The following is a 21,859-nucleotide window of genomic DNA, read 5'->3' on the forward strand; positions in this document are numbered from 1 at the left end:
GCCGTCAACCGTTAATTTCAGTTTTCTATGAAGGCACCCAAAATGCCTTCTATATATAGACGCAACCGCTGCGGATGCGCAGCATATAGTCCATCGCCTAAGACACCGCCTTCGGATGATGCCTCACAATGACAGCCCAACTTCCTGGATCTTCCCCCATGCCCGGCTCCCGAATCCGCCCTACCCCCGCCCCCTTGCTCAATCCAGGCGAGACCGTGGTGCTGTTCGACGGAGTCTGCAAATTATGCAATGGCTGGGCGCGTTTTCTGATTCGTCATGACAACAAGCAGCGAGTGCGCCTGGCGGCAGTGCAATCGCCAGAAGGTCAGGCCTTGCTGGCATGGGCCGGTCTCCCGGTGGACGAGTTCGACACTATGGCGGTGATCCGCGACGAGCATTACTGGGTGCGCTCCGATGCGTTCTTCGAAGTCATTGCACAACTGCCCGCTCGTTGGTCACCGGTCAGGCTTCTGCGAGTTTTCCCACGAGCACTTAGAGATTGGGCCTACGACCGCGTGGCACTGAATCGCTATCGGATCTTCGGCAAGTACGACAGCTGCCTGTTACCCGACCCCGATCACGAACGACGCTTTCTCAAGTCGCCGGTGTGAATGCTCAGCTACAACATCAACTGCAGCCACTGCCCCGGCGTCATCTTCGTCACCATCATCAGCACGATCACGAACATCCCCAGAAACCCGCAAACACCCATCCAGAACCACTGCCGATAAACAGCCCGGTGATCAGCATCAATCCCCGCCCCACATTGCACCGCGTCCGCCGCCATCCCTTGCAAACGTTTCTGCAGCAACAGCACCGGCAGCCAAAGCGAGCCCACTATAAAGAACAGAATCAGCGACATCAGCACCCAGTCCGTGGTCAAGGGCAACCCGGAAAGCCTTGTCAGCCAATACCCCGTCGCGATCTGGATGAAGCCTGCCGGCGTGGTGATCCAGGCGTCATAGCGCACGACCATCTTCGCCACATGCGCAATCACTTGCGGATTGGCCGTGCGACTGGCGGCGATCAGGTACAGATAGGAACCCATGCCGAAGCCGAAGAGGAAAATCGCAGCGACGACATGCACGTACTTCACGCTCAGATAAAGCATGCTCAACGCATCCCGTCAGAGAAAATCACGGACAGGCCAAGATTCTGCGGATCGTTGATCGCTGCCATGTATTCGTCGACGCTGATCTCACCGACACAAGGACGGGCCCCCGGTTCGGGCAAGTAACCTTGAGCGATCTTCGCGGCCAGAGCGACGGCAGCACAACTAGGGATCTCCGGCCCCTTGTCATTCAGCGCAGTCAGTTGCGCCGTCATCGACAACGGCTGGTCGTTCAAACCGACACCCTGCACGTCTATATACATCGCACTTTTGCCGTCACCGAAACGTTCGAACCATGTCCCCCAGCGATGCAACCGGGCCGCCCACACCCTGTGGTCACGCACCAGCCCTTTCCTCATCGCCAGCGCAAACAGATAATTGGCCACGCCGCCGAGCTTTAGACCGGCGCCAGCCTTGAAACTCAACGTGTGCGCACCAAACCGACTGGCAAAGATGTCCATGTCCGGCACATCCACATTGGCCAGCGCACGAGTGCCCAGGTTCTGCAGCTTGCGCAGGGTCAGGTCTTCCCAGCCCATCACCTCATGCACTTGACCATTGCGCAGTTGGCGGATCGGTTTGCCCGCATACGCCAGCACACCCTCGATTGTCGACAACCCCGGCATTTTCGCCGACGAGGAAATGCCGTGCTCGATCGAGTCGATGCGTTTGAAGCGATAGCGCTGCTCATCGATGATCGCCGACGACAGTGTAGGCACCGAACTGCAACCACCCAGGATGGCGACACCGGCCTCCCTCGCCCGTGCATCGAGTATGCCGATGCCATTGACGAACGTCCGGCAGTCCGCCAGATCGCAATAGTTGACGCCCGCCTCGATGCAGCTTTCGGCCACCGCATAGGATTGCCCCTGAAACGGACCGCCCGTGTGGATCACCAGTTGAATATTCATTGCCCGCAGAGCAGCGGCGAACCCGGCGCCCATCGCATCACCACACCAGCTTTCGCAGCTCGCCCCCAACTCAGCGACCTTGCGCTCCAGCTTCTGCGGATCGCGCCCCGAGATCGCCAGTTCGATGCCCGGCATGTCGATCAGATGCCGACAAACGATACTGCCAAAGTTTCCATACCCGCCAACCACCAACACCCTGAGTGCCATCAACGCTTCCCTGAACAATTCAACAACTGACCCGTAACCGGGTTCGGCGCAGCTTCCCTGATATCACCGGGTCAGGCAAGCCTGCGCCAAAGGGCGGCGATGTAGTAACGTCAGCGCCTCGACAACGGAGGTTGATATGAGTAAACGAATCATCGTCATCGGCGCGGGAATCGTCGGCGCGTCACTGGCGTATCACCTCGCCGCGAAAGGTGCAAAAGTGGTCGTGATCGAGGCCGGTGAGATTGCGTCCGGTGTGACGGCCTGCTCATTTGCCTGGATCAACACTTCGCACGGCGGTCACGACTCCGTTGCGCCGCTGCGCGCAGCGGCCATCGCAGAATACCGCCGACTTGAATCCGAACTGCCGGGGCTGAAGGTGCGCTGGACCGGTGCGCTGTCTTACGGCGATGGCCGGTTTCAAGCGCCTTCTATATATAGCGCGCAGATTCTAGAGCTTGAACCCAACCTCAAACATCCTCCAGAACGGGCGTTCTTTGCTGACGAAGAAGGCGCGTTGGATGCCGTGCAGGCAACGCGGGCCTTGATTGCAGGTGCGCAGGCGCAAGGAGCGACTCTGCTCACCCATACGCCAGTGCTCGGTTTGCAGATTCTGGACGGTATCGTCAGCGGCGTGATCACTGCGACGGGCAAGCACGATGCCGACGTTGTCGTACTGGCAGCTGGAACCGCCACCCCGCTGTTGGTGGATCAACTGAACGTCACCCTGCCCATCGACGCCTCACCCGCAATATTCATCCGATACAAAACCCAACCGCATCGGGTGAACACCATCATTTCCAGCTCCGAGAAATCAGGCAAGACACCGACGGCAGGATGCTCGCTGCGGAAGACTATATAGATGAGGCACCGCAAAACAGCGCGCACGCTATCGCGCAGAGAACGGCCAAAGCCATCCAGCACGAATTGCATGGACTGACTTCCATAGAGCCCGCGCTGGCGTGCGTCGGCCTCAGGCCAATGCCTGTCGATGGCATTCCAGTCATTGGTTATCTGCCGAACATCAGTGGTGCGTATGTTTGCGTCATGCATCCGGGCGTGACACTGGCGGCAGTCGTAGGACGACTGGTGGCCGAGGAGATCGTCGGGGGAGGCTTTGCGAGCGAGTTAGCGCCGTGTCGGCCAGTTCGATTCCAATTACCGGTTTGAGCAATTCACCCGCGATAAAATGCAGCGCTGGCGATGGCATGCTTACTTGTACGATGTCTTATCACAAGGTATTACTACGTCTCCTAAACAAAAATAAAACCACGGAGATCGCTACATGGACTCATTCCTGTCCGCCAAGCCTCAAAGCCCTGGCCAAGCGAAAGGCAATACCCGCCGCAGTTTCCTGAAACAATCGCTCGCTGTTTCCGCCACGCTCGCCACCGTCGGCAGCGCCGCACTGCCCCGCTTCTCCGATGCCGCCGAACCCTTGAGTCAGCGCTACCCTGACCCATTGATTCACATCCTCGACGACAGCTTCCTTGAGCTACGCGTTTTCAACGCCAGTGTTGAAAAACTCGCCACCGGCATGCGCTGGGCCGAAGGACCGGTGTGGGTCGGTGATGGCCGGTATCTGTTGGTCAGCGACATCCCCAATAATCGCATCATGCGCTGGGACGAAATCACCGACACCTTCACGGTGTACCGCGAACACTCAAACTTCTCCAACGGCATGTGTCGGGATCGCCAAGGGCGTCTGATCGTTTGCGAAGGCTCCACCACCACTAGCGAAGGCCGCCGCATCACGCGCACCGAGTACAATGGCACGATCACCGTGCTGGCCGACAGTTTCGACGGCAAGCCCTTCAACTCGCCCAACGACATCGTCTGCAAAAGTGACGGCTCGATCTGGTTCACCGACCCGCCATTCCAGACCAGCAATAACTACGAAGGCCACAAAATCACCCCGACCCAACCCCACGCCGTTTACCGCATCGACGGCGAGAGCCAAAAAGTCACTCGGGTAATCGACGACCTCAACGGCCCCAACGGCCTGTGCTTTTCTCCCGATGAAAAGACCCTGTATGTCGTCGAAGGTCGCGCCAAGCCCAATCGCCTGATCTGGGCGATTGCGGTGAAAGACGACGGCACCCTGGGTGAACGCCGCAAGCACATCGAAGGCTTGGACTATGCCGCGATTGACGGCATCAAATGCGACGAAGCGGGCAACCTGTGGTGCGGCTGGGGCGGCAATGGTGATCCCAAGGCCGACCTGGAAAAACTCGACGGCGTGCGTGTTTTCAATTCGCAGGGCAAGGCCATCGGGCACATTTCCCTGCCAGAGCGCTGCCCGAACTTGTGCTTCGGGGGGCGCGAAGGCAATCGCCTGTTCATGGCCAGTAGTCACTCGATCTACTCATTGTTTGTGAATACTCGCGGGACTACGTTTGCGTTGTAAAACCGACGTTGGTCTAGCGATAGTTCCTTGAGTATCGAAACAAGATCCTGCCGCGCATCCGAGGCTGCGCGGTGACGATCCTTGTCGCTGAATTGCCGTTCGATAGAATGCCGCCCTGTATCGACGGCGCCGCCCAAGGGAGAAGTCAGAGTGCCTGGCCCTTGGCTATGCAATACGCGGCGACGAACGTTGCCGTGTGCTGCAAAGCCTGACGTATATCCGGTTTGGCTATTCCATGCCTGTTGGCAAATTGCTCGACCGCCGCGGTGTTGAAACGAGTGGTCTGGATAAAGCCCAGGGCTTCGGGTTTTGTATTCAAAAACCACGCGACCGGGGGAATACTCAGTAGCCACTTCAGCAGTCGGAGTGAAATGTGATGTTTGGGAGACTTCAAGCCCAAAGGTTTAGCCACCTGTGCCAGGAGTTCTCGCAAGTTTGGAGTCTGATCATCAAGCGCCAGCAGTTCCTCGCCCACCATGGCAGGATCAAAAGCACAAGCGACCACCAGTTCGACCAGATAATCCACGGTGACCAGTGGCAGCCAGTGCTCGGCGGTACCGGGCACCGCAGTCAGCTTGCCCTGCGCCAGGTTGCGTATCAGCGCCACCAAAGGCTGGCCGTCAACGATATGCCCCGTGCGGCTGTGGCCACAGACCGTCGCAGGGTGGACAACGGTCATCTCCCCGCCCTTGGCAGACATGACCTCCAGAGTCGCAAAATGCGCCTCCAGCTTGCTTGCCTCGTAACCACCGACACGCCGGTAGACGGCGGGCCAGTTCGTCAACTCCGGATGACGAGGATCAATGCCGATACGTTGCAGATGTTCATGATTGTTCAGCATGTAGCCGCCGATCATCACCAAACGGCTTTTTTGCTCAGCCGCCAACAGCGCCACACGCTTTGCCCCCTGCACATTCACCGCGCGAGACTGCTCCACCGAAAGCCCCCATGCGAAGTGGACGCCCAGGTGGAATATGACCCTGGCGCGCCTCAGCACTTCCTGATCAGCCAGACTCAGCCCGAGATTGTCCTGTTCCAGATCGCCAGCCACGGCAAATACCCGTGTCGCGCACCCGCCTAAACTATCAACTTGCTCGCGCAACGCAGCCAGCCGCTCCGGGCGACGCATCAACACCCGGAGGGTGTGACCTTTTGCACTCAGGTTCGCCAGCAAATGTTGACCGATGAAGCCGGTCCCCCCCGTGACAAAGCACTCCACGCTCATTTCCCTGCTCCTTGTTGAAGGTGAGAGATCAAGCGTAAAGTATCGACCCAACTCTACAGTCAAGCGGTGTTTTCATGAAAATCGGCGAACTCGAGGCTCGCAGCGGCGCCAGCCGTCATACGTTGCGTTACTACGAGCAGATCGGCCTGATCTCACCGCTGCGGCAAACCAACAATTATCGTGTCTATACCGAGCAAACCCTGCAGGATCTGGACTTTATCCAGCGCGCGCAAAGCATGGGATTTTCCTTGGGGGAAATAGGCGAGATTCTGGATGCGCAGCGCAACAAGCTGATCGACTGTGCTGACGGCGCGAAGCTGATTGAAAAGAAGATGGCCGAAATCAAACAGAAAATTGCCAACCTCCAAAGCATTCATCGGTATCTGGATGTAGAGCGTGCGGCCCTCGAAGCGAGTGCTGCCAGGCAACTTGAGCTTCAACAGTTGAGCGACGCTGCCAATCATTGAACCTACGGCAAATGCCGTGGGGAGGCTCCTGCGCAAAGTGTGCTGTGCTTACAACATCCTGCGCCACAACGGTGTGCCGCTGGGCAACGCGGATTATGTACAGCACATGTTTGCGTATCTGAGGAAGTAATTGCAGCCCCGAGCTTCAGGGTCAATCAGGGTTGACCCGGAGCTCTTGCAGAAGAAATTCCAGTGACTCCACCGCACCGTGATGACTCTGCGTTGAACGCTGCGTATCCCATGACATGGCATCGTCCACACAGAAATCGCCAACGCATTCCATGTTCAGATCCTCATCGAGCAGGCCGAGCGGAATCCACACGTAAGGTGATCCGCGAAGCGGGTTGGGCACAGTCGAGCCGCATTGTGCGCAGAAATCATTCCTGTAACCGCTGGGTTTGACCCAACTGCTGATCGAGTCCTGCCCTGCATCCCAGCGAAAGTCCCGAGCGTTGACCAGAGTGGCGAGGTTGAACCCGACACCTGTTTGCTTACGGCACAGAGAGCAGTGGCAGCGATAGAAAAAGCGCGGTTCCACTGCGAGGGAAAAGCGTACTGCGGCGCAAAGACACTGCCCTGTTATCACGGATATCTCCTTTGGACGAGCGCTTGCGCATCCATGCTGAAGTTTCAAAACCGCATTCTAGCGATCTGCGACCGTATGACCTTGGCCCGAATAAAAAACTGCGCCCACAGTTTGCCATCGGTTGACTTGGCGGGCTCTTCTCAGAGCGTCCGCCAACCTCACGATTGAAATGCCTTGCGACTCACGCCGAACGCTTTTCCACCCAGCGCCGATATTGCCGAGTGCGAAACGCCATGGCGATCTGCTGCAAAATCAGCGCGCGTAACGGTGACACACCCGGATCAGGCTTTTTCGCCTGACTGAGTTTACCCAGCTGAAACTTCACCACCGCCATGTTCGCCAAGGCGGCGATGCCCTTGTTTTTCCAGCTGATCGGCGGCAATTGCGGGGCGTTGTCCTTGCCCTGCAGCCAGTCACGCGGCAGGTACGGATCGATGGCCAACGCGGTACCGATGCCGACCATGTCCACACCACTGTGCACGACGCTTTCGGCAACTGGACGACGGCGGATGCCGCCGGTGACCATCACTGGCATTTTGGCAACGGTCTGAAGGTCCCGGGCAAACTCGACGAAATAGGCCTCGCGAGCCAGGGTTCGACCATCGCGCGCCTCACCCTGCATGGCCGGAACCTCGTAGCTGCCACCGGACAGTTCCACCAGATCCACGCCCAGATCGTTGAGCAGTTCAACGACCTTTTTCGCATCGTCAGCGGTGAATCCGCCGCGCTGGAAATCGGCGGAATTGAGTTTGACCGCTACGGCAAACTCTGCAGAAACCACGGCCCTGACTGCCTTGACGATCTCGACCAACAACCGCGCGCGGTTCTGCAGAGAGCCGCCCCACTCGTCCATTCTTTGATTGGTCAGAGGCGAGAGAAACTGGCTCAACAGATAGCCGTGAGCGGCGTGGATTTCCACCCCGCTGAACCCCGCCTGTTCACCCAGGCGTGCGGTATGGGCAAAGCGCTGAATGACGTCCTCAATCACGCTGGCGGTCATGGCGTGGGGCGTGGCGAAACGCTTGGACAGTTTGCCCAGTTCCAGCGGCACCGCTGACGGCGCCCAGGTTTTCTGCCCGAGGTTGGACTGCATCTGGCGCCCCGGATGATTGATCTGCAACCAGAACTGCGCACCGGCAGAACGACCGATCCGCGCCCAGCGCTTGAACTTGTCGAGTTGCTGATCATCCTGCAGCACCACGCCGCCCGGCCCGGTCATGGCGCGGCCGTCGACCATCACGTTGCCGGTGATGATCAGCCCGGCACCACCGTCGGCCCATGCCTGATACAGACGCATCAGTTCTGCAGAGGGTGCCTGATCGGCGTCCGCCATGTTTTCCTCCATGGCGGCTTTGGCGATGCGGTTCTTGATGGTCGAACCGTTGGGTAAGGTCAGGGGGTCGAACAAGCTCATGGGGCGGTCCTCAACTGGAGATGAGGCCACCATAAGATTGAAGTGAACTTGAAGGTCAACGACTTTTTTCAAGGTCATTCAATGTTGATTTCGCTCGACCCAGGCAAGTGCGTCACCAGATCCGCGCCCAACAACCGCGCAGGTGTGTAGGCACCGCCGGGCGGACGTGTCTGCAACAGATAGCCAACCACCGCCAACGCAGCGTCGATCGTCAGGCTGTAAACGTTCGCGGTGCGCACGCGGACGACTTTGCTTTCACCGCGCGCATTGCGGGCCTCGCCCCACACATAGGTGCCTTGGTCAGCACGTTTTGCCTGATCCGGGCCGGTCACTGTCTTGCCGATGCGCGCCTTGAGCAGCCGCTGCACAAACGACAGTCCCAGCAACGGACGAATCCAGTTGGCGAGCCTGGCGCCGCGAATCATCCCCGCCGAACCCGGTATGAACACTTCGATATTGGCGATGCCGGTGGTGTGCCAGGCGGTGGACACATCGCCCCAGGGGATGGTCATCGCCAGCTTCTCCCCGGCACCGAAATCGATACGCCGTACCCGATAGGCCAGCGGCACGGAAACAATCTTGCCGTCGCGTCGGACCTTGCCACCCTGCGCCAGGCCTTCGATTGATGTCTTGGCAGTGCCGGGTGAAAAGCTCGAACGTGAATCGAAGCCCAGCGCCAGATGCGTCGCATCCGGCAGCGCGTCTTTCAGGGCGGCGGCAACGCAGTCGGTCGGGACTACATCGAAGCCGACGCCGGGGCAAATGACTGACCCCGCTGCCCGCGCCCGCTCATTTAGAGACTGCGCATGTTCGAATACGGCAATCTCGCCAGTGATGTCCAGATAGTGTGCGCCGGCTCGCAGGCAAGCCTCGATCATCGGCGCGGCGGTCGCGGAAAACGGCCCCGCGCAATGCAGAATCAAACCGTGGCCCTTGATCTGCGCCAGCAACCGCGCAGGGTCATCCAGACCGAACACTCGGGCTTCGAGACCCAGCTCCCGGGCCAACGCTTCGACCTTGTCGCGGCTACGTCCGGCCAACACCGGCCTGAGTCCACGCCTGACGGCATCGCGAGCGATCAGTTCGCCGGTATAGCCGTTGGCGCCATAAATCATCCATTTCATCGGTGTATCCGGTTGGTCTTGCTGAGTCATGCGTGGCTCCTGAGTGGATTGATGATCGGCGTAATTGCCTTGCCCAATCAGCTTCAGACGCTAGCGTTAAAGTCAGATTGAGGGTCAAGCAAAAGTCCGATGGCATCGACGCAAATTATTCGCAGCAGCGGGGTTGACCTTAAAGTGAGGTTTAAGGTGAGCATGCGCCGACCTGCTTGCTCGATGGAGCCCGGAAGATGCTCAAGACCCTTGTTTCCTCTGCCCTGTTATTGATAGGTGGTGCTTTCATGACGTTTGCAAATGCTGAGTCGGCGGCTATCAAGGATCGCCAGATCCTGGTGATCATGACCAATCACGCCAGCTATCCCTCTCGAACCGATACCACCGGGTTGTGGCTGACCGAACTGACCCACTTCACCGATGTGGTGGAAGCCGCCGGCTACACCACTGTGTTTGCCAGCCCCAAGGGTGGCGCGGTGCCTCTGGACGAACGCAGTCTGGGCTGGTTGTACATGGACAAGGCTGCGCGGGAGCATTTGCAGTCCCCTGCGTTCCGCGCGCGCCTGGCCAATACGCTGCCGATCGCCGAGGTCGATCCGTCCCGCTTCGGCGTCATCTACTTCACCGGGGGCCATGGCGTGATGTGGGACTTTCCCGACAACCCTGACCTGCGCCGGGTCGCCGAAACCATCTACAACCAGGGCGGCATCGTGTCGGCGGTGTGCCATGGCGTAGCGGGTCTGCTGGACCTGAAGGACAGCCAGGGCCAATTGATCATCAAGAACCGAAACATCACCGGTTTCTCTGACCGCGAAGAGTTGTTCTCGGGAATGAAAAGCCAAGTGCCCTTCTTCCTCGAGGACCGCTTGGTGAGCCAGGGCGCGCGCTACCGCAAGGGCTGGCTGCCGTTCACTTCATTTGCCATTACCGATGGAAGATTGGTGACCGGCCAGAACCCTCAATCGCCCAAAGCCGTGGCTGAAGCCGTGATGGCGGTGCTCAACGCCAACGAACAAACGCGCTAAATCTTTTTGTAGTGCCTAACCACCGGAGAAAGTCCGATTGAAACTCGCAAGCGCCGTTTTAACAGGATTGCTGATCACCACTTTTGCCAACGCTGCGTTGGCGGAGACACCTGAAATGCCCGACCTGACCGAGACCACCAACATCGATATTGCCGGCCATTCAGTACCCGTCGTCAAGGGCGGCCTGTATGACCGCTTTCGCTCCAATCCGCCGTTATCGGTGATTGCCGCCGAAGTCCCGGGCGTTGATTTGAGCTGGTTCAAGGGCCTCACGAAGCACAAGGTCGACATTGGCTTCGAGTCGTTTTCGCCAAACTTCTACTATCAGAACAGTCGTGTCACGGCGATCTACACGGCCGACCTCGAGCGACTCCGAGCGTTGATGCCGCCCGAAATACTGGCCACCGTGCAACCGCTGCAAGTCTGGCCAGGACGCGGCTTGATCGCGTTCACTGCGTACACCTACGAGCATTGCGATAACGACGCCTATAACGAAGTTGCCGTGTCGATCATCACCAACAAACCCGGCAAAGCCAACCTGGGCCCGCTCACGTTGATTGGCCAGTCGATGTCAGAAGATTTCTGGGGTTATGTGCTCAAGTTGCCGGTCAATACCGAGCTGGCACGGGTGCGCGGAGTCATCGGTTACAACCTGCCGAAATGGCTGACAGGGATTGATCGCAAAGAAAACGGGCAATCGGTGATCTATGAGATCAGCGACAGCCAGACCGGCAAACCGGACGTGTCCTTCACCACGAAGAAGCTCGACAAACTGTCGCGCAATGAGCATATCGTCACCAGCAGTTTCACCAACCTCGATCACCAGGGCCAACCGGCCTATGGCTACGCGGTGTCGCGCCAGCTCAGCCACGGTTCCAGCCGGGACGCGGATGCCGCCACGCTGACACTGGGCGATGGCAGCCTGTCGAACTACTTGCGCGACTTGAAGCTGGGGAAAATGCTCAAGTACGAATATGTCCCTGAGTTCCAGAGCGCACTTTACGCACCAAAGCCGCTCGCCACGCTGATTGGCGAGCGCTGAAAACGCTAACGCCCGTCAGGCTCCGGCAGCCTGACGGGTGGTTCTTTTCCCGGCCGCACCGGCTGCCCGCTTGTCTGAAGCAGGCGTCCCGCCTTCTTCGCACAGCCGTTGGATCAGCCTCTGCGCATTGTCCGCACACGCCATCCCCGCAGGCTTGCTCTCGATCCCCTTGATGACCAGCAGCAGTTGCTCCTTGTTCTGCGCTAGCCGTTGCTGCAGGACTTCGATTTCTTCGACCTTTTGCTTCAAGCCACTGAGCAACTGGTCATGCTGCCAGCCACTCGCCTTCATCGGCATCAACTGACGGATTTCCTCCAGGGAGAAACCTGCCGCCTGCGCGCCGGTGATGATATGCAACACCCACTGTGTGTCGGGGGCGTAATCGCGATAGCCATTGGCTTTGCGCGCGACCGAAGTGATCAATCCGCTCGCTTCGTAGAAGCGGATGCGCGACGGCGCCAGTCCGCTGATTTTTGCCAGTTCACCGATTCTCATGTCCAACTCCGCAAGCACGTTAACCTTGAAGCTGACTTTAAACCTGAAGGAGTGCAAGAGCCAACACGGCAGATCAAGCCAACAGCTCAGTCATCCACTGAACCTGTCGCGCAACTTCTTCCAGTTTCTCCTCGGGTACAGCCTGGCGCGCCTGTTTGAAGCTGTTCAGGGTCTTCTGTTTCTGCCGTAACGAGCGCTGCCATTTGGCGATGAATGCCGGGCTGCGTGCTTGCATCAGCAATGGGCCAAAGTACAACTGTTCGGCGCTGTAGCTCAGCGGTGCACCGCACTCGGCGACGATGATTTCGTAGAAGAAACGGTTTTCCTGCAGCACTTCCTCGTCGAGGATGCGGTAGCCGTTGTCCATCAGCCATTGGCGCAAGGGTTGCTCGCCGCCGTTGGGTTGCAGGATCAGCCGTTCGTGCCCGCGCAGACGCGCCTTGCCGCTGTCGAGGATGTCGCGAATCGTCTCGCCGCCCATGCCGCAGAGGCTGATCGCGGTGATTCCGTCATCAGGTTCGATCGCCGCCAGGCCACTGGCCAGACGCACGCGGATGTGCTGCTGCAGTTCGTTGTCGCACACCGTGCGCACCGCGGCATGGAACGGCGTCAGCGCCACCTCGCCGGCCACCGCCGCAACGATGGCGCCACGGCGCATCAGGGCCACCGGCAAATACCCGTGATCCGAGCCGATATCCGCCAGCCGAGCGCCCGCCGGCACCTGCGCCGCCACCCGCTCCAGTCGCATGGACAATGTGTGTTCGTTCAACTGCCGCCCTCTTCCCCAGCCATCGCCGGCGCTGCTGGCCGGACAAGGGGCGCGACTCTAGCGGGCAATGATGGGTATTTCAAATCCGGGCAAGCACCTTACTGCGTTGGTGTGACCAGTGGCTGCAGAGGCAAGGCTTCAACGGCTCAACCACCTAGCCACTGCGTCGATTCACGCTTACCATACCCACAACTCGTATTACCGCGGCTGCTGAACCCGGTACTCACGAGGAAATGAAGCATGGAAAGAACCGTGCCTGGAGACGTCATCAGGCCCGTAAACGCGGCAACGGCAAAACGGCTGATCCGCTGAAGTTCAAACCACAAAAGAACTGGAAGCTGATGTATACCCGTGCCGACAAACTGGCCAGGGCGCGCCAACTGGGCATGAGCTATCCCATCCGCACCACCCGCCAATTGCTGGATCAAGTGTGACCAATCTCCTGTTCGTTTGCAGCCGCAACCAATGGCGCAGTCCGACGGCGGAAGCGATCTGGCGCGGTCGGCCCGGGTTCGAGGCCCGCTCGGCAGGCACCAGCCCCAACGCACGCAAACCCATCGGCCCGGCGGATATCCGCTGGGCCGATGTCATTTTTGTCATGGAGCACAAGCACCTCAATCGCCTGCAAGCAGAATACGCCCGATTACTTGAGCACAAGCCGATCCACACGCTGGATATTCCAGATGACTATCGCTTCATGGATCCCGAGCTGGTGGACATTCTTGAGGACGTCGTGAAGCCTTATCTCGAGCCTCGGGTTTAGTGCTCAGGCTGTCATCCTCATCCCTGTACTTTTCATATTGAGTAGAAACATGAACCGCCAAAAGAAACTGCAGCAGTTGTTCAAGGAAAAGGCCAAGAAGGCCAGCGCCAAACTGGCGCCGAAAAAGCCCAAGTACATCAGCAAAGCTGACCGCGCAAAGATGGCTGCCGAAGCGGCGGCCGAACCGGTTGAGAGCAGCGAGAGCTGATTCGCTGCATCAGGCCTCAATTAAACGTGCTTTACAGATACGCGACCGGCTTCGTCGTTCGATGTACTTGGGGTAATCAGATACTGCGGGCCATATGGATGCGAATTGCCGTTTGTTGTCGCAGCCACTAGCCTCATCAAGTCAAAAGCACAAATCAGAGACCCGCATGACGCTACGCCCCGCCACCGATGGTGACCAGACAACCCTCTTCGACTTGCATCGAGCAGTCTTCCGCGAACACATCGAAAAAATATGGGGCTGGGATGAGAACTGGCAGCGGGCAAATTTCGCAGCGGAATTCGCCTGCGCAGCCACTTCGGTTATTGAACAAGACGGCCGGATTGTTGGCTATGTGCAGATACTGGAAAAGGAAGACCGAATCCATATTCAGAACATCGCTATTTCGCAGCCGTACCAAGGCAAGGGCATTGGCTCGCAGATTCTGAAGAACCTCCAACTGGAGGCCACTGCCCGCAAGGTGCCCTTGCAATTAGGCGCTTTTCGCACGAACACTCTGGCGCAGAAGCTCTATGAACGGCTGGGTTTTCGCAGGACTGGGGCAACGGACACGCATATCGAAATGTCGTGGACAGGCCATGACAGCCAGCAGCCGTGATCCGGATCCAACCGCATAACAGACCTTCCCCGATTCAACCTATCCGGGTTCGGACACTCATGCCTGCCTGACATCACCTTCATGTCAGCCTGGCAACCGACCCTGTCGGCAATACCCCGTCCTTCTCAAGTGCAGTCAGTTTCGCGACAATTCGGGCACGCTCGCTTACCGAAGTTTCTCGGTCAGTAATCGAGTAAGTCTGGCCATAGACCCATGCACGCAACTGCTCAAGCACGGAAGGTTCAGCAGGTGTGCGAGACAACTTCTGCAACAGATATCCGGCCTGCGTCCACTTGGGCATCAGCTCAAGCAGCGCCTGACGTCGAGAGGCGGATAACGTTGGCCAGAGTGTTTCGAGCTGCGCGCTGAATGCTGACTCGATGACTTTCCACGGCTGCGGGCGCAGGCCGCGTACCCCGGCCTCGAACACCGGGCGTGACGGGTCCGCAATAGCCGCGATCAGTAAATCAGGCCTGCCCTCTCCTTCGAGGCTCAAGAACAGTGACCGAACCTCACCACTGTTTTGGCTGAGGGCCGCGTTCATCCACCCTTGCGGGATGGCCATGCCAAGCGACTGCGCCAACCCGAGTACGCCAAGCCAACGGGCTTTGGTCGCGGGAATCTCGCCTGCCAGTTGCGCTTGAAGTACCTGCACCGGGTCGACGCCATACTTTCTGGCGGCCCAGAGTGCAGTCGATCTTGCTGCAGACGATGGGTCGGTCAGAAAGGCTTCGATCAGTCGTGTGCGATCCGTTTGCAACTCAATGGCTTGCAGAAACGACAGGCGCCTGAGAATGCTGCTGTTGCTGGCGAGTCCATAGGCGATGGCCTTCCGAGCCGATTCCAGAGGCAGCGCCATTGCCCTGTCGAGCGCAGCCCGCCGCACATTGAAATCTGCATGATGAAGGCTCGCGACAAGAAACGCCTCCAGCTCATCTGCGCGCTTTGTCTGAGCGAGTACCCTGAAAAACAACCGCGTACAGGCGCCACGGCTGGTTTCGAAGGCCGCTGTGGTTTGCGCGAGGCATTCAGGTGTTGCCAGCAGCGCTTCAAGCTTTTGGATGGTAGCGCCGTGGTCTTCGCGTCGACGCTGCTCCAGGGCAAGGATGGCGGGAGTCTTGGCGATCAGCCAAGGGCCATACTCGGGGGTCAGGTAGTCTGCGAAAGCGTCTCTGGCCGCCGCGCGTACCTGCGGCACCCAATCGTTGAGCCGCACGATAATGGACGCCAGCCGCTCGATCGACTGCGATGAGCGGATTTGCCGTAGGCCGGCCTCCCGGGTGAATCCATCCCAGGACGTGACCAGACACTTCCAGTCATGTGCCGGCAAGACTTCAGGGGGATCTACTGGATCTACTGAGCGTTCGGTCTTTGCAGTGGTGGATGTTTTTCCGGTGAGTCTTTGCAACAAAACTTTCCACATATAGCTGACTATCCCTGACGTCCGAACATTGGCGTGGGCCATAGCATGCATGTCGCCATCGCTTTTTTAAATGCAGGGTTCTTTCACAACCTATCTTTCAACCACAGCGAAACACGCAAGCCACACCGCCCCATTTCATCGACAAAACTCAAATCCACCCGAATTCCCGTGCGTTCTGCGATCGCCCTGACAATCGACAGCCCCAACCCGGACCCGGCTTCTCCGGTGCCCAGGCTGCGATAGAACGGATCGAACACCAGCGCCTGTTCTTCGGCGCGGATGCCCGGCCCCGAGTCCTTGATTTCGATGCGCGCGCCCTGCTCCGTCCGTTCGACGCTGAGGTCGACTCGTCCGCCCGCCGGGGTATAGCGGATGGCGTTATCCACCAGGTTCTTGATCAGGATGATCAGATCCAGTTCGTTGATGACGACCTGCACATCCTCGACGCTCTCCACGCCGATATCGAGGGCTTTGTTCTCTGCCAGTGGCAGCAGGTCTTCCAGCACTCGGCGAAACACGGCATGCACCGACACGGCGGCCTCGGCGCGTTGCGCGATTGATTGTGCGGCGGCCAGAGCGAGCAATTGCTCGATCAGCTTGCGACTGCGCTCGATCCCCTGAGCCAGTGGCAGAAAGTTTTGCCGGGTGTCAGCCGACATGGGCGCAGCGGCCAATCGCTCAGCCTGCAGCGACAGCGCGGTCATCGGCGAGCGCAGTTCATGGGCGGCATCGGCGATAAACCGTCGTTGCGCCTCCATCGCCTGCGCAACGCGGCGCAGCAATCGATTGATCGCCACGACGAAGGGCCGGATTTCGCTCGGCAAGTGCTGTTCATCAATCGCATGCAGGGCCTGCTGGTCACGCTGATCGATTTCCGCCGCAAGCGTCGCGATCGGGCGAAACAGCTTGCGCACCAGATCCCCCACCACCAACAGCAGCACCGGAAACAGGATCAGAAACGGCAGCAGACTGCGCCAGGCGCTTTCCCGCGCTTCCTTGTCGCGCACGTCGGCTTCCTGCGCGACCGCAATGCGTTCGCCTGCCGAGGTGGTTCTGACCAGTACACGATAGTTTTCGCCGGCGATATTCAGCGTCGCCAGACCATCGGTCAGGGTCAGGGGAAAAGGCAACGGAATACTCGCGTCATCAGTCCCGACGGCTTTGCTGCTGTCGGCCAGGTATTGCACGGTGATCCGCGAGTCTTCGTCATCACCAACGACCTGCCCGGCAGCGGGATAACCCAGGGTCATGTGCTGCCGGTCGAACAGCAGCGCCACCTGACGCAGGCTTTCGTCCTGCATTTCGTGCGCTTCGTCGAGTGCCGAGATGAACGCGAATGCACCGGCGAGCAAGGCGACGACAAGAATCGCCAGGGACAGCGTGATGGATAGCCGTGACTGCACCGAGTCGCTCAAACGCCTTTTGAAACCATCCATCCCATCCCCCTGACATTCCTGATGACATGGTTGCCCAGTTTGCGCCGCAGCGAATGGATCAAAAACTCCACCGCGTTGCTTTCGACTTCGTTGCCCCAGCCGTAAATCCGGTCCTCAAGTTCGCTGCGCGAGAGAATCGCCCCCGGGCGAATCAACAACGCCTGCAACAGCGCAAACTCGCGACTGGAAAGCTGCACTTCGGCGACTTGCGCGGTAGAGGCTTGTTTCGAGACCAGGTTCAACGCCACCTCGCCGTTATCCAGCAACGATTGGGCGTTACCGCCGCGCCGGCGCAATACCGCGCGCATGCGTGCCAGCAACTCGGCCATGGCAAAGGGTTTGAGCAGGAAGTCATCCGCGCCGCCATCGAGGCCGCGCAGCCGGTCATCGAGGCCATCGCGGGCGGTGATAATCAGCAATGGCACGGGGTTGTTGCGCGCACGAATGGCATCCAGCACATCGAGCCCGTCCTTGCCGGGCAGGCCGAGGTCCAGCAACACCAGGTCGTAGGTCTGGGTGTCCAGCGCCGCCAGCGCGGTGAGGCCGTTTTTCACCCAGTCGGTGGCGTAGCTCGCCTCCTTGAGCGCCGCCTCGATGGCTTCGCCAATCATCAGGTCATCTTCGACCAGCAGAATCCGCATGCAGCGCTCCGACAGAAAAAGGCGCGACGGTCATGGCCATCGCGCCTGTATTGAAGCACTTGCACCGGCGTTTGTCCGCCTCCGGTTCAGCGCTGCGATCACTGCTTGCCGTTCATCGAATCGAAGGCCTTGAGCAGATCATCCATGGCCGCCTTGCAGTCAGCCTGCTGCGGCGAACTGGCGCGCAGAGCATCCAGCGCGCGGTCAATGGCCTTGTCCAGTACATGCCAGTCGGCAGCGGCACGCGGCTTGATGCCGGCTTCGGCAGAGTCCCAGGAGGTCTCCAGATCCTTGATCCGGGTCTTGGCACCGAGCAGGTCGTTTTTCTCGACCCGCGCGCTGACGTCAGCGGCGATGTTGCGGAACTGGCTCAGGTCACCCAGCTTCGAGCCCGATTGCGGCGGCGCGCTCAAAGAGCTGGTCGGTGTACCGGCAGCGGGTTTGTCAGCGGGTTTCGAGCAGCCGGCGAGGCCGCCGAGCAGGACCAGAGACGAGATGATTGCGACGTGGCGAAAAGCGGTTTTGAAGGCGTGCATGTTGATTCCTTGAGGGAGTATCCAAACGTTTATTGAGTGAGGGTTTTGCGATTGCCAAGGCTGATCTGCGCGACCGCCACCAGCAGCACAATGACAGTGAGGAAGATCGCACTGGTCCAGGCGGCGCCCATGCCCAGGCCACCGTAGGTCTTGGCCTGAGTCAGCAAGTCACCGAGAGAGGCGCCGAACGGACGGGTGAGGATGTAGGCGATCCAGAAGGTCAGCACCACATTGGCTCCCATCCGCCAGGCCAACAGCGTCGCCGCGATCAGCGCGCCGAATATCACTGCACCGACGGTGAAGCCCAACCCCAACGCTTCGGTTGCCAGGTCCCCGGCGGCAGTGCCCAGGGCGAAGGTGCACAACACCGTGGACCAGTAAAAAAGCTCGCGTCGCGGCGTGTTGATTTCGCGGATCGACAGGTTGTCCTCCATCGTGAACCAGATCAGAAAGTTCACTGCCAGCAACACCGAAAACACCGCGGTGCTGACGTAAAGGCTGATGTCGAGCATGTCGGTCATGATGTCGGTGATCTGCGTGCCGACGATGCTCACCAGCACCACGGTCAACCAGTAGATCCAGGGCGTATACGCGGTTTTACGCAGTTGAACGAACAGCGCACACCCGAGTAGCAGCGCCATGCCGATGCTGGTCCAGCCAGCGCCGAAACCGGCATCCACGGCGAGAAAGTCGGCGCCGGTTTCACCCACGGTCGTCGAGAGAATCTTGATCACCCAGAAGGCCAGTGTCACTTTGGGGACTTTGTTAAGCCATCCGGCTTTTGCGGGATTCATGTGTGGATCGCCTCTCCTGTCCAGCGCTGAACTTGCGCTGAGGGGAAGATACGAGCCAATACTTAGCTGAGACTGAGGGCGTACACGACGCGACCGATTCACCGGCCCGCCCTGCTCCCCGGAAATTTTCCGCCGTGCCCGGTTCGATCACCTAACCTCATAGCTTGTGTGATCAACGAGAACCGGCCCCTCTCATGCGCAACACATTGAAGTCATTGTTTTTTGTCGCGCTGCTCCTGCTCGCTCCGGGCGGTTCGGCGTTGTGGGCGGCGGATTTGCCGACGCCCTCGGCGACCACTGCGGTGCCGCTGGTGGAGGTCTCACAAAGTGATCTGCAAGCCCTGCAACTGCGCCTCGACGGGCTGAAGCAGCAGATTTCCGCCGCCAACAACTACAACCAGCTCGAAGGCCCGCAAGACCGGGTACAGACGTTCATTCTGGACATCGATCGGTTGTCGGCGTCGTTGTTGCCGCAGCAGGCACAACTGGCGGTGCAACTGGGGGTGCTCGGCGCGGCGCCGGATACGCAGATTGCCGCCGAACAAGCGGAAATCGCCGCGCAACGGGCAATGCTCAGCGAACAGAAAAACAAGGTCGATGCCACGCTCAAGAGCCTTGCCGCGCTCAAACAAAGCGCCGCCGAGCTGATCACGCAAATCGCCGGCATCCGCCGCACGCTGCTCGAAAGCGAACTGACGCTGCGCACCGACAGCATCCTGAGCCCGGCCTTCTGGTCGCCATTGGTGGCGCCGGAGCCGGATGACCGCCAGCGACTGAATTTTTTCATCAATCAGGTGAACCTCACCTGGGCCACGGTCTGGGCGCCCGGGCAACGCTTTTTCACCTGTCTGCTGGTGCTGCTCGCTCTGGTTTTCTGGACGCTCGGCCGCCGACTCGCCGAGCGCGGGCTGACCTGGTTGTGCATCCACCGCATGCCGGAGGGGCGCCTGCGCCGCAGCGCGCTGGCATTCGCCTCGGCGTTGGCGACCCTGGGCACCACGGCCATCGCCCTGCATCTGCTGTTCTACGCCTGCACCCGTCACGAACCGCTGACGCCCATGCTGCAGACTTTTTCCGAGGAGTTTGAAAAAGCCGTTTACGCCTGCGTCCTGATCACCGCGCTGAGCCGCGCGTTGCTGTCGACCCAGCATCCTTCATGGCGGCTGCCGGCGATGGCCGACTCAGTGGCACTGGCGCTCCAGCCCTATCCACGGATTCTCGCCGCCACCCTGCTGGTGCTGGTGACCCTGGTGCAGGTCAGCAACGCCACCGGCATGAGCAGCCAGATCGTGATCGCCCAGCGTGGGGTGATTGCCATTGTGGTGATCGTGATTCTGGTGCCGCTGCTGTGGCGCGTCGGCAAAGTGCGCAAGGCGCTGATCAGCGCCAATGAACCGGAGACCGGCAGCACGTTTGCCGGAGCGATCTACAGCATCGCCACCGTGTGCATGTGCATATCGGCGCTAGCCTTGCTCACCGGCTACGTATCGCTGGCCCGCTTCGTCACCTATGAATTGGTCTGGGCCTATATCGTGCTGGCCGGGTTCTATTTGCTGGTTCAAGTGGTCAAGGACGCCTGCGAATACCTGTTCTCGCCGCGCTACTCGGCCGGCAAGACCATCAAGCAGACCCTGGGCATGGGCGACCGGCGGCTGGAGCAGATTTCGATTGTACTGTCCGGTGCCAGCCGTGCCGGGTTGCTGTTGCTGGCGGTGATTACCCTGTTCGTCGGTGGCATTGGCACCACGTTCGGGCAACTGACCACCAATGTCATGGGCATTCTCGGCGGCGCCGGATTGCGCAAGCTGAACATCGTCCCGGCGCATCTGATCAATGCGGTGCTGGCGCTGCTGATCGGCATCTACCTGATCCGCGCTTTGCGCCGTTGGCTCGACAATGAATTCCTGCCCAAGACCGACATGGACCCGGGCATGTGCGCGTCGTTGAGCACGCTGTTTTCCAACATCGGTTATGCCACGGTGATTCTCCTGACGCTGTCGTCGCTGGGCGTGCGCTGGACCAATCTGGCGTGGATCGTCAGTGCGCTGTCGGTGGGGATCGGTTTCGGCTTGCAGGAGATCGTCAAGAACTTCGTCTCCGGGCTGATCCTGCTCACCGAGCGCCCGGTGAAGGTCGGCGACCTGATCAGCATCAGCGGTGTCGAGGGCGACATCCGCCGTATCAACGTGCGCGCCACGGAAATCCAGCTCAGCGATCGCTCGATCGTGATCGTGCCCAACTCGCAACTGATCTCGCAGAACCTGCGCAACGTCACCCTCGGCGGCAGCGCCCAAGGGGTGGCCAGCCTGGAGCTGATGTTCCCGCTGGACATCGACCCCGAACAGGTCAAGGAATTGCTGCTGAACACCTACCGTGAAAACGAAAACATCCTCGACAAACCGGCGTCGTACGTGCGCTTCAGCAAGCTGTCGCCCGATGGCATCACCTTGACGGTGACGGGCTACGTCGGCAGCCCACGGATCGTCGGCGGGACCAAGAGTGATTTGCTGTTCGAGATACTCAAGCGGTTGGGGGATGCGGGGATTGCGCTGGCGAAACCCGCCTCCGCCCCATAACAGGCTCGCCCACCTGTGGGAGCGAGCCTGCTCGCGAAGAGGTCGGCCCAGCGAAAATTTGCGGCGACTGACAATCCGCCTTCGCGAGCAGGCTC

The 21,859-nt window shown here is 59.5% G+C and carries 23 protein-coding genes and 2 pseudogenes; 12 read left to right on the forward strand and 13 right to left on the reverse strand.

What is annotated here, in order from left to right; genetic code table 11:
- The first annotated feature begins 158 nt into the window (after positions 1 to 158).
- On the forward strand, positions 159 to 611 hold the full coding sequence (locus LOY52_RS14930; protein ID WP_258674677.1) for a thiol-disulfide oxidoreductase DCC family protein: 453 nt from the start codon (positions 159 to 161) through the stop codon (positions 609 to 611).
- An 8-nt stretch (positions 612 to 619) separates the two neighbouring features.
- Here LOY52_RS14930 and LOY52_RS14935 read toward each other — a convergent pair whose 3' ends face one another.
- Together LOY52_RS14935 and LOY52_RS14940 are read right to left on the reverse strand one after the other, a co-directional pair.
- Entirely contained in the window at positions 620 to 1,111 is a 492-nt protein-coding gene (locus LOY52_RS14935) for a DUF2269 domain-containing protein (RefSeq protein WP_258674679.1), read from the reverse strand.
- A gap of 2 nt (positions 1,112 to 1,113) precedes the next feature.
- On the reverse strand, positions 1,114 to 2,229 hold the full coding sequence (locus LOY52_RS14940; protein WP_258674681.1) for a saccharopine dehydrogenase family protein: 1,116 nt from the start codon (positions 2,227 to 2,229) through the stop codon (positions 1,114 to 1,116).
- A 136-nt stretch (positions 2,230 to 2,365) separates the two neighbouring features.
- Between LOY52_RS14940 and LOY52_RS14945 the strand changes: the two are divergent.
- Positions 2,366 to 3,396, forward strand: a pseudogene (locus tag LOY52_RS14945) (NAD(P)/FAD-dependent oxidoreductase).
- A 115-nt stretch (positions 3,397 to 3,511) separates the two neighbouring features.
- Positions 3,512 to 4,633 carry an SMP-30/gluconolactonase/LRE family protein gene (locus tag LOY52_RS14950; RefSeq protein WP_258674683.1) on the forward strand — a complete coding sequence of 374 codons (1,122 nt, stop codon included), beginning with the start codon at positions 3,512 to 3,514 and terminating at the stop codon, positions 4,631 to 4,633.
- Positions 4,634 to 4,778: 145 nt separating this feature from the next.
- On the opposite strand, the gene LOY52_RS14955 is transcribed toward LOY52_RS14950, so the two are convergent.
- A complete protein-coding gene (locus tag LOY52_RS14955) occupies positions 4,779 to 5,858 on the reverse strand; it encodes an SDR family oxidoreductase (RefSeq protein WP_258674685.1) in 1,080 nt (359 codons plus the stop codon).
- 74 nt (positions 5,859 to 5,932) lie between these two features.
- Here LOY52_RS14955 and LOY52_RS14960 point away from each other — a divergent pair, with 74 nt between their 5' ends.
- Positions 5,933 to 6,325 carry a MerR family transcriptional regulator gene (locus LOY52_RS14960; protein WP_027614191.1) on the forward strand — a complete coding sequence of 131 codons (393 nt, stop codon included), beginning with the start codon at positions 5,933 to 5,935 and terminating at the stop codon, positions 6,323 to 6,325.
- A gap of 46 nt (positions 6,326 to 6,371) precedes the next feature.
- Positions 6,372 to 6,455 (forward strand): annotated as a pseudogene (locus tag LOY52_RS27445) (DUF1993 family protein); the annotation flags it as partial.
- A 21-nt stretch (positions 6,456 to 6,476) separates the two neighbouring features.
- Here LOY52_RS27445 and LOY52_RS14970 read toward each other — a convergent pair.
- The 3 genes from LOY52_RS14970 to LOY52_RS14980 form a co-directional block, all read right to left on the reverse strand.
- Positions 6,477 to 6,911 carry a GFA family protein gene (locus LOY52_RS14970; RefSeq protein WP_258674687.1) on the reverse strand — a complete coding sequence of 145 codons (435 nt, stop codon included), beginning with the start codon at positions 6,909 to 6,911 and terminating at the stop codon, positions 6,477 to 6,479.
- 181 nt (positions 6,912 to 7,092) lie between these two features.
- Positions 7,093 to 8,325, reverse strand: coding sequence for an NADH:flavin oxidoreductase/NADH oxidase family protein (locus tag LOY52_RS14975; protein WP_258674689.1), 1,233 nt, complete (start codon positions 8,323 to 8,325; stop codon positions 7,093 to 7,095).
- 74 nt (positions 8,326 to 8,399) lie between these two features.
- Positions 8,400 to 9,479: a trans-acting enoyl reductase family protein gene (locus tag LOY52_RS14980; protein ID WP_258674691.1), complete on the reverse strand. Its 1,080-nt coding sequence runs from the start codon at positions 9,477 to 9,479 to the stop codon at positions 8,400 to 8,402.
- Between the two features lie 248 nt (positions 9,480 to 9,727).
- Between LOY52_RS14980 and LOY52_RS14985 the strand changes: the two genes are divergently transcribed.
- Complete coding sequence (locus LOY52_RS14985; RefSeq protein ID WP_258674693.1) at positions 9,728 to 10,465, forward strand: type 1 glutamine amidotransferase domain-containing protein; 738 nt, start codon at positions 9,728 to 9,730, stop codon at positions 10,463 to 10,465.
- 37 nt (positions 10,466 to 10,502) lie between these two features.
- Positions 10,503 to 11,507: an acetoacetate decarboxylase (ADC) gene (locus LOY52_RS14990; RefSeq protein WP_258674695.1), complete on the forward strand. Its 1,005-nt coding sequence runs from the start codon at positions 10,503 to 10,505 to the stop codon at positions 11,505 to 11,507.
- A 15-nt stretch (positions 11,508 to 11,522) separates the two neighbouring features.
- On the opposite strand, the gene LOY52_RS14995 is transcribed toward LOY52_RS14990, so the two are convergent.
- A complete protein-coding gene (locus LOY52_RS14995) occupies positions 11,523 to 12,002 on the reverse strand; it encodes a MerR family transcriptional regulator (RefSeq protein WP_258674697.1) in 480 nt (159 codons plus the stop codon).
- 73 nt (positions 12,003 to 12,075) lie between these two features.
- Complete coding sequence (locus LOY52_RS15000) at positions 12,076 to 12,771, reverse strand: tRNA (adenine(22)-N(1))-methyltransferase TrmK (protein WP_258674699.1); 696 nt, start codon at positions 12,769 to 12,771, stop codon at positions 12,076 to 12,078.
- 233 nt (positions 12,772 to 13,004) lie between these two features.
- Between LOY52_RS15000 and LOY52_RS15005 the strand changes: the two genes are divergently transcribed.
- The 4 genes from LOY52_RS15005 (at position 13,005) to LOY52_RS15020 (ending at position 14,358) form a co-directional block, all read left to right on the forward strand.
- Positions 13,005 to 13,205: a hypothetical protein gene (locus tag LOY52_RS15005; RefSeq protein ID WP_258674701.1), complete on the forward strand. Its 201-nt coding sequence runs from the start codon at positions 13,005 to 13,007 to the stop codon at positions 13,203 to 13,205.
- The gene (locus LOY52_RS15010) at positions 13,202 to 13,534 is read left to right on the forward strand and encodes a low molecular weight protein tyrosine phosphatase family protein (protein ID WP_258674703.1); all 333 of its coding nucleotides are present in this window, start codon (positions 13,202 to 13,204) and stop codon (positions 13,532 to 13,534) included. Before LOY52_RS15005 ends, LOY52_RS15010 begins: the two co-directional genes overlap by 4 nt.
- Before the next feature lie 49 nt (positions 13,535 to 13,583).
- Entirely contained in the window at positions 13,584 to 13,742 is a 159-nt protein-coding gene (locus LOY52_RS15015) for a DUF2986 domain-containing protein (protein ID WP_065118213.1), read from the forward strand.
- A gap of 166 nt (positions 13,743 to 13,908) precedes the next feature.
- Positions 13,909 to 14,358 (forward strand): GNAT family N-acetyltransferase, encoded by a 450-nt coding sequence (locus tag LOY52_RS15020; RefSeq protein ID WP_258674704.1) that lies wholly within the window; start codon positions 13,909 to 13,911, stop codon positions 14,356 to 14,358.
- 79 nt (positions 14,359 to 14,437) lie between these two features.
- On the opposite strand, the gene LOY52_RS15025 is transcribed toward LOY52_RS15020, so the two are convergent.
- From LOY52_RS15025 to LOY52_RS15045, 5 genes are all read right to left on the reverse strand, one after another.
- Positions 14,438 to 15,823, reverse strand: a complete 1,386-nt coding sequence (locus LOY52_RS15025; RefSeq protein ID WP_258674706.1) for a hypothetical protein — start codon at positions 15,821 to 15,823, stop codon at positions 14,438 to 14,440.
- A 41-nt stretch (positions 15,824 to 15,864) separates the two neighbouring features.
- Positions 15,865 to 17,217: an ATP-binding protein gene (locus LOY52_RS15030; RefSeq protein ID WP_258674708.1), complete on the reverse strand. Its 1,353-nt coding sequence runs from the start codon at positions 17,215 to 17,217 to the stop codon at positions 15,865 to 15,867.
- On the reverse strand, positions 17,193 to 17,858 hold the full coding sequence (locus tag LOY52_RS15035) for a response regulator (RefSeq protein WP_258674710.1): 666 nt from the start codon (positions 17,856 to 17,858) through the stop codon (positions 17,193 to 17,195). The genes LOY52_RS15030 and LOY52_RS15035 overlap by 25 nt, the downstream gene beginning before the upstream one ends.
- Before the next feature lie 98 nt (positions 17,859 to 17,956).
- Positions 17,957 to 18,394, reverse strand: a complete 438-nt coding sequence (locus LOY52_RS15040; RefSeq protein ID WP_258674713.1) for a hypothetical protein — start codon at positions 18,392 to 18,394, stop codon at positions 17,957 to 17,959.
- 29 nt (positions 18,395 to 18,423) lie between these two features.
- Positions 18,424 to 19,188 carry a hypothetical protein gene (locus tag LOY52_RS15045; protein WP_258674715.1) on the reverse strand — a complete coding sequence of 255 codons (765 nt, stop codon included), beginning with the start codon at positions 19,186 to 19,188 and terminating at the stop codon, positions 18,424 to 18,426.
- A gap of 194 nt (positions 19,189 to 19,382) precedes the next feature.
- Between LOY52_RS15045 and LOY52_RS15050 the strand changes: the two genes are divergently transcribed.
- Positions 19,383 to 21,764, forward strand: coding sequence for a DUF3772 domain-containing protein (locus tag LOY52_RS15050; RefSeq protein WP_258674717.1), 2,382 nt, complete (start codon positions 19,383 to 19,385; stop codon positions 21,762 to 21,764).
- Positions 21,765 to 21,859 lie beyond the last annotated feature (95 nt).

It is taken from the genome of Pseudomonas sp. B21-051 (genome assembly GCF_024748795.1).
In the GTDB taxonomy this organism is placed as follows: Bacteria; Pseudomonadota; Gammaproteobacteria; order Pseudomonadales; family Pseudomonadaceae; genus Aquipseudomonas; species Aquipseudomonas putida_A.